Below are 14,129 nucleotides of genomic sequence, written 5' to 3' on the forward strand. Positions count from 1 at the left end.
CCCTCGACTGGGCCGTAGACTCATGGGCTTGACCTGTTCTGGAGCCCAGGGGGATGCATGACCGTGTCGGAGTCTTCCGCACAGACGATCTCGGCCGAAATCAAGCACGAGCTGGAACACGAGCAGGCGCATGTCGACCGCGTCTACGCCGAGCTCGCGAAGGCCGGAGCCCGAGCCGCGCTGATCGAGGCGGAGGGCCGGGCTCGCGGGCGTTCGTCGCGCACCGGCGAAGTTCGTGAAGAAGAGATCACCGGACTCTTCGAGCGAGATGCGTTGGTGTTCAACGCCGGTCGCCGACGCCGCTCGTTGGAGACGCAGTTCGAGGGCCTGGTCTTCGGGCGTCTCGATCTCGAGCACGACCGCCCAGATCCAAGCGGCGAGACCCGGGAAATCCGGTACGTCGGACGCCTGGGGGTGCGGGACGACGACTACGAACCGCTGGTGATCGACTGGCGTGCGCCCGCTGCTGCGCCGTTCTACCAGGCAACACCGGTCGACCCGAAGAACGTCATCCGCCGCCGGGTGCTGCGCAGCCGAGACCAAGAGGTCATCGGCGTGGAGGACGACCTCATGGTGCCCGAAGCGCCGGAGGACATGGTTGTGATCGGCGATGGCGCCCTCATGGCTGCCCTCACTCGCAGCCGCGGCGGTCAGATGCGCGACATCGTGGCCACCATCCAGCAACATCAGGACGAGGCCATCCGCGCGAGCGCCCGCGGCGTCACCGAGATCACCGGCGGACCAGGCACCGGCAAGACCGTGGTGGCCCTGCACCGCGCGGCCTACCTGCTCTACTCGGAGCGACGTAAGTACGAGAACGGCGGCGTCCTGGTGGTCGGGCCGTCGGCTGCGTACACCGCCTACATCGAACGCGTCCTGCCCTCATTGGGCGAAGACACCGTCACCTTGCGTTCGCTGGGCGACGTGATCGAGGGCATGACCGGCACCCGCCTCGACTCCCCTGCCGCGGCGGCGGTCAAGGGCAGCCTGCGCATCCGGCCGGTGCTCGCCCGAGCCGCTCGCGATCTTCCGCCGGAGGCCCCCACCCGCTTCCGCGCGATGATCAGCGGTCACCCGGTGCACATCGATTCCGGGCAACTGCAAGCTATCCGGCGCCAGGTGCTGCGCAACCACCAGCACAACAACGGCGGCGCCGCGGCGCTGAATGCGTTGGGTGAGGCGGCGTGGACGCAGGTGCGTCCGCATGCCGGCAAGTTGGAGAAGTCGGAGTTCATCGAACGCTTCGGCGATCACCTCGAGGTCGAGTCGTTCATGCAGCAGTGGTGGCCGCAGCTCGACCCGCGCGAGGTGCTGTTGTGGATGGCGGACGCCGGCCGCCTGCAGCGCTACAGCGATGGAATCCTGTCCCCGGCCGAGCGCGATGAACTGCGGGCCTCCTTCGAGGCAGCACTCTTGTCGGGCACGTGGAGCGTGGCCGATGCGGCACTGGTCGACGACCTGTCGGCCCGCCTGGGGCTCGTGGTCGACAAGCAACCCGAGGAGCGCGGCTTCTACGAGGTCGAGCTTCTCGACGACACCTCGTCCTTCGGTGTCAACGAGGTGAACGTCAGCGGCGGCGCTGGCGCGAAGTCGGAGGTGGGCTACCAACGCAATCCGACCGACGCCCGTGAGCGGCTGCTGCACGGACGCATCGGCAAGTGGAACGACTACGCCCACGTGCTTGTTGACGAAGCGCAAGACCTCTCCCCCATGCAGTGGCGCATGGTCGGACGCCGAGGCCGCGCATCCTGGACCGTTGTCGGCGACGCTGCACAGTCGTCCTGGCCGGACGAGGCCGAAGCTCTGGCGGCCCGCGAGGAAGCCTTCGGCTCCAAGGAGCGCCGCCGCTTCCACATGAACACCAACTACCGCAATGCGCGGGAGATCTTCGTGTATGCGGCGGATGTCGTGCGCCGTGAGGTGCCGGACGCCGACATTCCGGACGCGGTGCGCGAGACCGGCGTCCAGCCGCGGGAACTGAGCTCGAGCGATCTGGTCACCGACTCGCTCGACGCAGCCCGCACTTTGCTCGACGAGGTCGAAGGGCTGGTGGCGGTTGTCGCTCCGGCGAAGCACGCTGCGGCACTGTCGAATTCGCTCGGTGACGAGGCTGAGCGAATCGTCGTGATCGACCCGATGTCGACCAAGGGCCTGGAGTACGACGCGACGGTCATCGTCGACCCCGATGAGATCGTGCGTGAGTCGCCCGGCGGCATCCGCGTGTTGTACGTCGCGCTCACCCGTGCCGCGCACCGGATGACGGTCGTCCGGCCCGCCTGACCCCGCAAACGCGGCCCTTCCAGCAGCAAACGCGGCCTCTGTTCGCAGGTGCGGCGGTTGCAGCTAGCGCACCTGCGAGCAAGTGCCGCGTTTGTGGATCCGGTGCCCGGTGCGCGGACGCCCGTGGCACCAGCACCGAGCATTGGCCAGAATCGAAAGGTGGACGAGTCGATGAACCAGCCGATCACCCCCGGCACCGAAGACCCGACCCTGCGCGCCTATCGCCAGTCGATCGACAACATCGATGCGGCGCTGATCCACCTGTTGGCCGAGCGATTCAAGATCACCCAGGCGGTCGGCAAGTACAAAGCCGAACACGACCTGCCGCCCGCCGACCCGGCGCGCGAAGAGCGTCAGCTGACCCGGCTGCGGGCCTTGGCATCCGATTCGCAACTCGATCCGGAGTTCGGGGAGAAGTTTTTGAGGTTCGTGATTGACGAAGTAATCCACCACCACGAGCGCGAACGCTCCGCCGAACGCGACTGATCACCTCAACAACCCACCGACGATCGCGAACACAACCGACCCATCAAGTCGGGCACCGCGGAGCGAGAGCGCGACCAATCACACGAGCGCGAACGCTCCGCCGAACGCGACTGAACCACCCGCCGACCCAACGACCGCTACCAACGTAGCCGTCGACCAAGTGGGGCACGGCGGAGCGAGAGCGCGACCAATCACACGAGCGCGAACGCTCCGCCGAACGCGACTGAACCACCCGCCGACCCAACGACCGCTACCAACGTAGCCGTCGACCAAGTGGGGCACGGCGGAGCGAGAGCGCGACCAATCACACGAGCGCGAACGCTCCGCCGAACGCGACTGAACCACCCGCCGACCCAACGACCGCTACCAACGTAGCCGTCGACCAAGTGGGGCACGGCGGAGCGAGAGCGCGACCAATCACACGAGCGCGAACGCTCCGCCGAACGCGACTGAGCAACTCAGCCGGCGGGGGTGAGCAGTTCCCGCACCTTCTCCGGACCGACGGCCAGGAGCAGCGTGGGCAGACGCGGACCGGTGTCCTTACCGATGAGCAGGTTGTAGACCTGCTTGAAGAACTCGCGCTGAGCAGCGCCGAGTGACGCAGCCAGCTCAGGTTCGGCCTTCCGGTCGGGACGGAAGTCGGCGCTCTTGCCCTGCATCACCTTCGGCACGCCGTAGATCTGGTGGGTCAGACCGTCCAAGGTCCAGACGTCCTCGATCTTGGCGAGGTCAGCACCGTTGCCGTCCACCAGCATTCGCAACGCGTCCTGGTCAGCAGCTGCCAAGCCGGCGGCGTCCGGAATCTCGCGGACGATGGTCTTGTCCTCGTCCGCCATGCGCGTCGCCACCCAGTGTTCGACGCAGGTGAGCCGCGGACGCAGCGTATCAAGCGACGCGGGCGGGTTGTCGGGGTCGAGCTGGCCGACGATCCGCAGGGTCTGGTCTTCGTCGCCGGTGGTGATGTCAACGATGGATGCCAGGGTGCGATAGGCCACCGGGTATGGGGTGGACGGCAGTTCGCCAGCGGCGGTGCTCGACGCACGGGTGTAGGAGGCGATGTCGCCTGCCTGGCCCTTGCCGTCGGCGACCTTGCGGCTCAACGCATCCCACTCGTCGTACATGCGCTGGATCTCGGCGTCGAAGGCGACGTCGAAGGCCTGGTTGGGCTTGCGGCGGGCGTAGAGCCAACGCAGCAACGCCGGCTCCATGATCTGCAGGGCGTCTTCGGCCACCGGCACGCCACCCTTGGATGAGCTCATCTTGGCCATGCCCTTGATGCCGACGAAGGCGTACATCGGCCCGATCGGACGCTCCCACCCGAACAGCGGGGCGAGCTCCTTACCGACGACGTAGGACGAGCCGGGCGACTGGTGATCGACGCCGGAGGGCTCGAAGAGCACCTTTTCGTAGGCCCAACGCATCGGCCAGTCGACCTTCCACACCAGCTTGCCGTGGTTGAAGGTGCGCAACTCAACGGTCTCGGTGTGACCGCAGGCACCGCAGTCGTACGAAAGCTGCGTCGTCTCCGGGTCGTAGGCAGTGACGGTCGTGAAGTCCTTGTTGCACACCGTGCAGAAGGGCTTGTACGGGTAGTACTCCTTCCCCGCCGAACCGTCGTCCTCGGAGGCTGCGCCCGAACCCTCGGCCGCCTCGGCTGCAGCGGCGGCTTGGTCTTCGTCGAGCTTCTGCTGACCCTTGGGCTGCTGCTGATCTGCGGCGGGCAGGGTGCGGTACTGGTCGAGCACCTTGTCGATCTGGTCGCGGTGCTCCATCGCGAACAGGATCTGGTCGACGTACGCGCCGGCGGTGTACTGATCCGTCTGGCTGATGCTGCGGTAGGTGACCCCGAGTTGAGCCAACGAGCGCTCGCATTGCTCGCGGAAGTGCGCGGCCCACGACTCGGAGGTGGATCCGGGCGGAGCAGGGACGGCAGTCAGCGGCTTGCCGATGTGCTCAGCCCACGAGCTGTCTACTCCCGCAATGCCGTTGGGCACCTTGCGGAAACGGTCGTAGTCGTCCCAACTGATGAGGTGTTCGCATTCGATGCCGCGGCGGCGCACCTCGTCGGCAACGAGGTGCGGGGTCATGACTTCGCGCAGGTTGCCCAGATGGATGGGCCCGGAGGGCGAGATTCCGGAGGCGCAGACCACCTTGGTGTCGCGCTTTCGCGCGTCCTCGATCACTTCGTCGGCGAGTCGGGACACCCAGTCGTCAAGCTGCTGCTCAGTCACGAGAAGCAAGTTTATGGGCGGACGCAAATCCTCCGCCGGTGACTACTTCCTGTCGGTGTCTTGCGTCACCGATTCGTCCAGGCATCCGACCCAGCTGTCGACACGACAGATCAGCTGATGCCGATGGCCCACGACAGGAAGAACAGACCCATCAAGAGCGTGGGGACGGCGAAGACCGCCAGACAACTCGCTTGCGCGCGACGGCCTTCGGTGGGGTGTTCGTGGCGCCGCCGCCAGGCCGCGAGCAGCGCCCAGCCCGCAGCCCCGAGCGTGGTGAGGCTCAGCGTCCATATCAGGACGACGAACCACCCAGGAGTGTTGCGGGCGGTCTCGGCCAACACCTCAGTCGCTCAGCAGGTCGTGCCGGACGATGACCTCGTCACGGCCCGGGCCGACGCCGATCACCGAGATGCGGGCGCCGACCTGCTGCTCGACGAATTCCACGTAATCGCGGCAGTTCTGCGGCAGTTCTTCCCAGGTGCGGCAGCCGGAGATGTCCTCGAACCACCCGGGCAGCTCTTGGTAGATGGGCTGCGCGTGGTGGAAGTCGGACTGGCTCATGGGCATCTCGTCGAAGCGCTCGCCGTCGACGTCGTAGGCGACACACACCGGCACGGTCTCCAGGCCGGTGAGCACGTCGAGCTTGGTGAGCACGAAGTCGGTCACGCCGTTGATGCGGGTGGCGTAGCGGCCGATGACGGTGTCGACCCAGCCGCAGCGGCGCGGACGTCCGGTGGTGGTGCCGAACTCCGCACCCTGCTTGCGCAGGAACTCACCCTTGTCGTCCAGCAGTTCGGTCGGGAACGGGCCCTCACCGACGCGGGTCGTGTAGGCCTTGAGGATCGCGATGACGCGGTCGATCCGGGTGGGCGGGATGCCGGCGCCGGTGCATGCGCCCGCGGAGATGGCATTGGAGGAAGTGACATAGGGGTAGGTGCCGTGGTCGACGTCCAGCAGAGTCGCCTGACCCGCTTCACAGAGCACGACGTCGCCGCGGTCGAGGGCCTTGCACAGTTCCAGCGATGAGTCGACCACCATCGGACGCAGACGGTCGCGGTACTGCACGAGGTCGTCCATCACTTCGTCGACGCTGATCGCGCGGCGGTTGTAACGCTTGACGAGCATCTCGTTCTTGACCTCGAGCGCCGCTTCGACCTTCTGCCGCAGGATCGAGTCGTCGAAGAGGTCTTGGACGCGGATACCGATGCGGTTCATCTTGTCGGCGTAGGTCGGGCCGATGCCGCGACCGGTGGTGCCGATCTTGCGCGAACCAAGGAACCGCTCGGTGACCTTGTCGAGCACCTTGTTGTAGCTGGGGATCACGTGAGCGTTGCCGCTGATCTGCAGCCGGGAGGTGTCGATGCCCCGCTCGTTCAGGCCGTCGATCTCCTGGAAGAGCACCCCGAGGTCGACGACGACGCCGTTGGCGATCACCGGGGTGACGCCCTCGGTGAGGATGCCGCTGGGCAGAAGGTGGAGCGCGTACTTCTCGCGGCTTCCGTCGGGCTGCTCGATGACGACGGTGTGCCCGGCGTTGTTACCGCCGTTGAACTTCACCACGTAGTCGATGCGGCTGCCCAAGAGGTCGGTTGCTTTGCCCTTGCCTTCATCGCCCCACTGGGCCCCGACGAGCACGATCGCTGGCATGACTGGTCTGACTCCTGATGTCGCGGACGAGGCCGACCAGAGCGACCGACCCGCAAGCATCAACGATACCGGCGAGCGTTCGTCACTCGACCACGACGGCGAACGGAACGTTCGAACCCTCCGCGAACACCCGCTTGCCGCTGGCGTCCCGCGGCTCGTACTCAGCGCTGCACTCCCCTGGATGATCGGGCGCAGTGAAAGTGAGGGCAAGGGTGTACGTGCCGCCGGGCTTCACGGTGCCGAGTATCGGCGCGACCCGGTCGCCGTCCTGTAGGCAATTACCCGTCGAGCGCACGAGGTGCAACTTCCACCCGGCCATGACGTGACTGCCGGTGTTCTTGAGGGCGAACTCCATCCGCACGTTGCTCCTCGCAGCCACCGTGCTGCACAGTCGCCGAGGCTCAGCGTCCTGGTACTTCAACCCGTGCCCGGCAGCTGAGCTGAATTCGCGGACGGACGGCTCACCCTCCTTCGCACAGTGCACCGAGCCCACCGTGCGCTCCTGCGAACGCGAAACCTGGGCAGGTGCACCGCCCTTCGCGACACCCTCCACCTCGGCCGCCATCGGAGCCTCCGAATTCTGCGGGGCGGTTGGCGTCGCCGCCGAAGTGTTCGGACGGGTCCACAACGCGAGCGCATATCCCGTGGCGAGCAGCAGGACGGCAGCAAGCACCGCGGAGAGCACAGCCTTCGTCGAGCCGGGACGCTGGGCGACATGACGCATGCGGACGCCGACCGGCATCGGTTCGGTGCTGCGCTGCGCAGAGTCCAGCTGCTCGTTGGATGTAGTCGGATCCGGCTCGGCACGCTTCACCGGCACCGCAGCGACACGGCGGTTGATCAATCGGTCGGCCCGCTGCCATTCGTCACGCCAGGAAACGGGGTCAGCGGAGCATGCGATGAGGAACTGCTCGGTGGTCTCCCAGGTCGGCAGGCGCTTGCCTCGAGTGGCTTCGTGCAGCGTTGCGTGGGAAATACAGCCTGACGCCTGGGCCATCTGACGGAACGAAGGCTGCCCGGCTGCCTGACGGATGTCGGACAGCGTCTGTGCGAAGGCCTCGACCACGGACCGCCGATCTGGCTGTGGCTGGGGGCGGGTGTTCGTCACTGTTCTGTCACTTTCCTCACGTCTGCTCGCATCTGGCAACGGTCGTATGACGTCAGGAGCCCGTATTCCGCTCCCTCTGACGTGGTGTCTGACAGTGCCTGACAGCGGTCGTAGCTGGTGTTCGTGGCTGACGACCTGAGCCTTCAGGAGCCGAAGCCAGCGGGTCGCCCACCTGGTCGTGGTCGACCCGACACAGACCCGATGCGCACCGGATGCGTCGGTCATCACTCAAGGAGAAGCACGATGAAGAAGCAGACTCGCAACATCGCACTGTCGGTCTCGGCACTCGCCGTCGTCGCAGGAGGAGCCGTCGGCGTCGGCGCCAGCCAGAGTGACGCCGCACCCGGCAAGGTCAACACCGCCTCCTCACCACTGACCGTCCGCTCCGGCCCTGGCACCCACTACTCCTCCGTCGGCAAGCTCGCCAAGGGCACCAAGGTCGACATCAAGTGCCAGACCCGCGGCCCGGCCGTCAAGGGCACCTACGGCACCTCCACCTGGTGGAACAAGATCGACAACGGCCGCTGGGTCTCCGACGCCTACATCTACACCGGCTCCGACGGACGCGTGGCTCCGCTGTGTGACAAGCCGAAGCCGCCGAGCAACGGGATGCCCGATGCACCGCGCACCAACCCGCACCCCGGCCAGATGACTCGCGCACCGAAGCTGACCGCTCGCGCCAAGTTCGTCCGCGCCGAGATGCAGAAGGCCTTCCCCGGCATCCGCTGCGACGCCAGCGCCTACCGCCCGGGCCAGGTGAGCGACCACAACAGCGGTAACGCTCTCGACTGCTTCCCCGGCAAGTTCGGTGTCTACGCCTCCGGTGCAGACCTGCGCGAGGGCAACACCGCTGCTGCCTGGCTGAAGAAGTACGCCGGCAAGCTCGATGTCCAGTACGTCATCTGGCAGAACAAGATCTGGAACATCGACCGGGCCAGCGAGGGATGGCGCTACCAGGGCAAGTCGGGCGCCACCTACGGCCACTACGACCACCTCCACATCTCCGTCAAGGCTCCGCAGCAGCACTGAGCGGCGATCCACCGATTCGAAAGGCAGGAACAGTCATGAAGAAGCAGACTCGCAACATCGCACTGTCGGTCTCGGCACTCGCCGTCGTCGCCGGAGGAGCCGTCGGCGTCGGCGCCAGCCAAAGTGACGCCGCACCCGGCAAGGTCAACACCGCCTCCTCACCACTGACCGTCCGCTCCGGCCCCGGCACCCACTACTCCTCCGTCGGCAAGCTCGCCAAGGGCACCAAGGTCGACATCAAGTGCCAGACCCGCGGCCCGGCCGTCAAGGGCACCTACGGCACCTCCACCTGGTGGAACAAGATCGACAACGGCCGCTGGGTCTCCGACGCCTACATCTACACCGGCTCCGACGGACGCGTCGCACCACTGTGCGGTGACGGCAAACCGTCCAATCCGGGCAACGCCACGCCGGTGAAGGGCGCCTTCCAGATGCCCTTCCCGTGTGGCCAGGTCTGGAGCAGTTGGACCCGCAGCAACCACAGCCCGCGCTACGCCACCGATCTGAACCGTCCTGGGGATCTGGGCGACAAAGTGATCACGTCCAAGCCGGGCAAGGTCATCACCTCGCACTACTCCACAACGTCTGGATACGGGCACTACGTCGTGGTCGACCACGGTGGCGGCTGGACCACGCTGTACGCCCACCTGCAGACACGATCGGTCAAGGTCGGGGACCGCGTCGGTTGGGGATCCAAGATCGGCACGGTCGGAGGCACGAGCGTCCGGGGTGCACTGAGTCCGCACCTGCACTTCGAGCAGAAGCTGAACGGCAAGAACCAGCGCATCCGGTTCAACGGCAAGCTCGTGCCGCAGGACGAGGTGCAACACAACATGAAGAGCCGCAACAGCTGCTGACGCGGCGATCGATCAACCAGTGAAGGAAGTGATCACTCCCACCCGCATGTGAACCCTGTGTGAACCGTGATTCGCCCCGGACGCCGACCAGGCGCCCGGGGCGAACCGCGTCTGCGGGCGTTCAGCGCTCGTGGAGTTCGCGGTCGGGGCCGTCCGACAGTTTGAGCGCCAACTGGAAACGGGTCTCGACGCCGTAGCCCTCCATGAGAGCAGCGATCCGCCGGCGGACCGTTCGCAGTGACACCCCGAGCACGCGGGCGATGGCTTCATCCTTCAGGCCCTGCCGCATCAACCCGAGCAGGTCGTCGGTGTCCGAGCCCTCCGGAGCAGGAGCAGCGGTCGACCACAGCCGGTCGAAGAGTTCGATGAACGCAGCGACCACCATCGGATCACGCAGCACCACCCAGTCACCGTCGTCCCGCCCCCATTGCGTGGTGGCGAGAGCGGCGTCCTGCCCGAAACACACGAAGTCGGACGGCACGCTCTGGACGACGCGCTGCACCTCGCCCAGGTCGCGCCACTCCTGCAGCACCTCGATCGCGGCGTCGACACCGGCTGCGACGTACAGACTCCGCACCTCGCGGCCAGCCTCGAGTTGTGCTGTGGTGGTTGGGAATTCGCGGGGAGCTGTGCTGAGTGCCGAGGTGCGAGCCCGCCGGATCAGCCCCATGCTCGAGGCAGCCAGTTGCTCGTGCATCGAGGTGAGCACCGTCGGGTCGACGCGCTCGCGCGGCGGTGGCGTGCTCGACGAGAGTTCTTGTCCGACGCGGTAATCGGTGGCGAACTGGTCGATCGAGTCGCGCAGTCGCGCGAGATCCTGGCGGCGGGTGGCCACGCGGGCCTCCTCAATGCTCACCACTCGTTCCAGCGCTGCTCGCGGATGATCGGCCGTCACCCGACCGTCGTCCGACACCCGCACCAACCGGTGTGCACGCAGTTGGCGGATGGCTGCCTCACCTTCGGTGTCGGCCAGGGCGAGTTCGGCGATGTAGGTGCCGATGGCCTGACCGGGCGAACGCAGCACGTGGCGATAGAGCAGTTCACCCGGCGATTCGACGCCGAGCACGGCCAGTCGTCCGTCCATGGGTTCGATCCAATCACGTGGGTGCGCGGTGATAGACATGACGGCAGCCACGTCGCCACCGCTCAGGAGGTCTGCCGCCCATGGGTCTGCTCATCGTGGTGCGCCACGGCCAGGCGTCCATCACCGGTGCCGATTACGACCAGTTGTCCGACCTCGGCGAGCGTCAGTCGACAATCACCGGAGCGGCACTCGGCACCCGCATCGCACCGCCCGATCTCATCGTGCAAGGCGGTATGCGTAGACACGCGCAGACCACCGACGCCATCCTGCGCGGCAGCCGGTGGACAAGCTCGGTCGAGACGGATGCACGGTGGAACGAGTTCGACCACGATCACATGCTCCTCGCGGCCCATCCCGACTATGCCGACCGCCCGGCGATGTTGGAAAAGCTTGCGGCACAGCCGAATCCGGCCAAGACCTTCCAGGAACTGTTCCTCGTCGCAGTGCAACGCTGGATCGACGGCCAGCACGACGACGAATACCCGGAGTCCTTCCCGGCCTTCGTCGCAAGGGTGCAGCAAGCCGCGGTCGAACTAGCGGAGCGCCCGGGCACCACGTTGGTTTCAACCTCGGGCGGCGCGGTTGCCGTGCTGGCGGCGCTGTCAACCCTCGGCACGTCCGAGGTGACACCTGAACTGGCGAGCGCTTGGAGCAGGCTCAATGAAGTCTGTGTGAACACCGGCATCAGCAAGTTCTTGCCCGGACGCCGCCCCTCCCCGACCATGCTGAGCTACAACGATCACAGCCATCTCGAGATCGACCGATCCTTGATCACCTATCGCTGACCAGGAGAACACACCGTGCGCGCAATCCACTTCACCTCCACCGCCGGCCCCGATGACGCGGCGGTCGTCGAGATCGATGCGCCCGCGCACGGCGCGGACAACGTGCTGATCGATGTCCACTACGCCGGGGTCTCCTTCCCCGACGTGCTGCAGAGCAAGGGCGAGTACCAGATCCAGCCGCCGACGCCGTACGTGCCCGGAGCCGAGATCAGCGGTGTCGTGGTGTCGGCTCCGGAGGGTTCCGAGTTCACCGCTGGGCAACGCGTCGCAGCCTTCCCCGGCTTCGGCGGTTTCGCCGAACAGGTCAGTGTGCCAACGGCATTCACCCTCCCGTTGCCTGATTCGATCAGCCTGCCCGATGCCGCGGCCATCCCGATGAACTACCTCACGTGCTTGTTCGCGCTCCTGCACCGTGGTGGTTTGAAGGCCGGCGAAACGGTGCTGGTGCACGGGGCTGCGGGAGGCATCGGCACAGCCGCCGTGCAGATCGCCCAGGCTGCCGGCGCGCGCGCCATCGCGGTCGTCTCCACCGACGAAAAGGCGCAGGTCGCCCGCGCGGCCGGCGCCCAGGACGTCGTACTGGCCGACGGCTTCAAGGACGCCGTCAAAGAACTCACCTCCGGCAAGGGGGTCGACGTCGTGCTCGACCCGGTGGGCGGCGACCGCTTCACCGATTCCCTCCGCAGCCTCGCCACGCTCGGTCGCCTGCTGGTGATCGGGTTCACCGGCGGCGAGATCCCGACCGTGAAGGTCAACCGGCTGCTGTTGAACAACGTCGACGTGCGCGGTGTGGGCTGGGGCGCCTTCTGGATGCCACGCCCGCAAGTGGTGCGCCCGCAGTGGGACGAACTCATGGAGCTCTTCCCCGCCGGCATCAAGCCGCCGGTCGGCGTCGTCCGGCCGCTGGAGGAGATCACCGAAGCGTTGCGCGACATCGAGGAGCGCCGGGCGACCGGCAAGGTGCTGCTCGAACTGCGCCCTGAATAGGAGCACCCTTATGCAGCAACCGAACTCAGCTGTGCCCGGACGGGAAGAGCCCGACTCCACCGACGTGATTCAGCGACGATTCCGCGAATTCGCCGCCGCTCACCCGGAGGTGCCGACCTACGCCTCGTTGGCTACTCGAATGGCGGACGACGAACGAGCGGTGTCGATCCTGCGCCATGCCGCTCCGGGTCAGGCAAGGCCGGTGCTGTTGCTGAGCGCACTGCACCTGTTGTCGATGAAGCACCCTGACCTGCCGGCTGCCCGATGGTTCGCCAACCACCCCGCGGATCGCCCGGTCGAGGATGCCTGGCCGGAAATCAGCGCTGCACTCGACGAACACCGCGACGAACTGACCGAGACCGTGTCGTCACGCACCACCCAGACCAACGAGGTCAACCGCGCAACCTACGTCCGGGCAATGGTGGCCGCCGCCTGCGCAGACCTCCCGGACACCCCGATCACCCTCGTCGAACTCGGTGCCAGCGCGGGCTTCCTGCTCGGTATCGATCACTATTCGGTGAGCGTGGGCGATCAGCAGGCCGGGCTGGTCGACGCGATCGTGCGATGCACTGCTGACAATCACGGCGCCCCGATCCAGCTCGACCTCCCGCCGATCATGGGGCGCATCGGATTGGACGCCAACCCGATCGGGCCTGAAGACGTCGCCGACCTGGAGTGGCTGCGAGCCTGCTTGTGGCCTGAAGTTCCGGGCCGCATCGACCGTTTCGACGCCGCCGTGGCTCATCTGCGCACCGACCCGCCGACCCTCATCGCGGGCGACATGGTCGACGATCTCCCGCGCGCGATCGACCAGTGGCGAGGGTCGCAGACGCACCTGGTCGTCTTCTCCTCGTGGGCGCTCACCTACGTCCCCCGGGAACGCCGCTCGGCGATTGCGGAGACCTTGGCGTCACGGCCCGGCGCGGTCAGTTGGGTGACGGCAGAGCCACCCGGCTGTATGCCTGGGCTCCCGACGTCGACTGCGACTGGCGATGACCAGCTGACCGGCACCGAGGTCGGCCTGCTGCGCTGGCGCGATGGGGTGGAGTTGGATCCGCAACTGCTCGGACGCGTCCACCCACACGGCAACTGGGTGGAGTTCACGAGCCGGCTGGCATAGCTGCACGCACAAACGCGCGGGGTTTCGAGAACGCCTGGCCATGATGCCGAGCATTCCCGAGACCCCGCGCGTCGTGCGCGGCGGACGAGGCTTACAAGCCGAGTTCGCGAGCCCCCGTCGCCGAGGAGTCACGCAGGAAGTCGGCGCAGCGGCGATGTTCTTCGTCCTCGCCGATCTCGCCGGCGGCCTTGGCCAGCACAGCCAGGGCGCGCAGGAAGCCACGGTTGGGCTCGTGTTCCCACGGCACCGGGCCCTGACCCCGCCAGCCGGAGCGGCGCAGCGAGTCGAGGCCACGGTGGTACCCGGTGCGTGCATAGGCGTACGCCTGGATCACCTCGCCATCGGCCAGCGCGTCCTCGGCGAGCGTGGCCCACACCAGGGACGATGCCGGGTAGCCGCGGGCGACGTCCCGAGCATCGACGCCTTGTGCCAGTTTCTCCGCCGCGGGATCGACCGGCAGCAGGGTCTCGGGGATGCCGAGCAGATTTTCGCCTGTCATCCGAGCCTCCTCGCGA

General features: G+C 66.8%; 13 protein-coding genes. 7 read left to right on the plus strand and 6 right to left on the minus strand.

The window, feature by feature from the left end:
- The first annotated feature begins 57 nt into the window (after positions 1-57).
- Positions 58-2,280 (plus strand): UvrD-helicase domain-containing protein, encoded by a 2,223-nt coding sequence (locus J5M86_RS12730; RefSeq protein ID WP_188059090.1) that lies wholly within the window; start codon positions 58-60, stop codon positions 2,278-2,280.
- A gap of 171 nt (positions 2,281-2,451) precedes the next feature.
- Entirely contained in the window at positions 2,452-2,766 is a 315-nt protein-coding gene (locus J5M86_RS12735) for a chorismate mutase (protein ID WP_188059495.1), read from the plus strand.
- Positions 2,767-3,224: 458 nt separating this feature from the next.
- Here the strand turns inward: J5M86_RS12735 and lysS are convergent, their stop codons facing one another.
- The 4 genes from lysS to J5M86_RS12755 form a co-directional block, all read right to left on the minus strand.
- Positions 3,225-4,997, minus strand: coding sequence for a lysine--tRNA ligase (gene lysS, locus J5M86_RS12740; protein ID WP_188059089.1), 1,773 nt, complete (start codon positions 4,995-4,997; stop codon positions 3,225-3,227).
- A gap of 110 nt (positions 4,998-5,107) precedes the next feature.
- Positions 5,108-5,338, minus strand: a complete 231-nt coding sequence (locus J5M86_RS12745; RefSeq protein ID WP_208965029.1) for a hypothetical protein — start codon at positions 5,336-5,338, stop codon at positions 5,108-5,110.
- A gap of 1 nt (position 5,339) precedes the next feature.
- A complete protein-coding gene (locus J5M86_RS12750) occupies positions 5,340-6,644 on the minus strand; it encodes an adenylosuccinate synthase (protein ID WP_188059087.1) in 1,305 nt (434 codons plus the stop codon).
- Between the two features lie 82 nt (positions 6,645-6,726).
- Positions 6,727-7,710 carry a hypothetical protein gene (locus tag J5M86_RS12755; protein WP_188059086.1) on the minus strand — a complete coding sequence of 328 codons (984 nt, stop codon included), beginning with the start codon at positions 7,708-7,710 and terminating at the stop codon, positions 6,727-6,729.
- 285 nt (positions 7,711-7,995) lie between these two features.
- Here J5M86_RS12755 and J5M86_RS12760 point away from each other — a divergent pair, with 285 nt between their 5' ends.
- Positions 7,996-8,781 (plus strand): SH3 domain-containing protein, encoded by a 786-nt coding sequence (locus J5M86_RS12760; RefSeq protein WP_208965030.1) that lies wholly within the window; start codon positions 7,996-7,998, stop codon positions 8,779-8,781.
- A 35-nt stretch (positions 8,782-8,816) separates the two neighbouring features.
- Positions 8,817-9,638: a peptidoglycan DD-metalloendopeptidase family protein gene (locus J5M86_RS12765; RefSeq protein WP_188059085.1), complete on the plus strand. Its 822-nt coding sequence runs from the start codon at positions 8,817-8,819 to the stop codon at positions 9,636-9,638.
- Positions 9,639-9,759: 121 nt separating this feature from the next.
- Here the strand turns inward: J5M86_RS12765 and J5M86_RS12770 are convergent, their stop codons facing one another.
- Complete coding sequence (locus tag J5M86_RS12770) at positions 9,760-10,761, minus strand: helix-turn-helix domain-containing protein (protein ID WP_188059084.1); 1,002 nt, start codon at positions 10,759-10,761, stop codon at positions 9,760-9,762.
- A gap of 41 nt (positions 10,762-10,802) precedes the next feature.
- Here J5M86_RS12770 and J5M86_RS12775 point away from each other — a divergent pair, with 41 nt between their 5' ends.
- From J5M86_RS12775 to J5M86_RS12785, 3 genes are read left to right on the plus strand one after another with little or no spacing between them, the layout of a single operon-like run.
- Complete coding sequence (locus tag J5M86_RS12775) at positions 10,803-11,507, plus strand: histidine phosphatase family protein (protein WP_188059083.1); 705 nt, start codon at positions 10,803-10,805, stop codon at positions 11,505-11,507.
- Between the two features lie 15 nt (positions 11,508-11,522).
- Positions 11,523-12,494: an NADPH:quinone oxidoreductase family protein gene (locus tag J5M86_RS12780; RefSeq protein WP_208965031.1), complete on the plus strand. Its 972-nt coding sequence runs from the start codon at positions 11,523-11,525 to the stop codon at positions 12,492-12,494.
- Between the two features lie 10 nt (positions 12,495-12,504).
- On the plus strand, positions 12,505-13,614 hold the full coding sequence (locus J5M86_RS12785; RefSeq protein ID WP_188059082.1) for a DUF2332 domain-containing protein: 1,110 nt from the start codon (positions 12,505-12,507) through the stop codon (positions 13,612-13,614).
- A gap of 91 nt (positions 13,615-13,705) precedes the next feature.
- On the opposite strand, the gene J5M86_RS12790 is transcribed toward J5M86_RS12785, so the two are convergent.
- Entirely contained in the window at positions 13,706-14,113 is a 408-nt protein-coding gene (locus J5M86_RS12790; protein ID WP_188059081.1) for a DUF3151 domain-containing protein, read from the minus strand.
- Between the last annotated feature and the right edge of the window lie 16 nt (positions 14,114-14,129).

The sequence above is a fragment of the Yimella sp. cx-51 genome, from assembly GCF_017654605.1.
GTDB lineage: Bacteria > Actinomycetota > Actinomycetes > Actinomycetales > Dermatophilaceae > Yimella.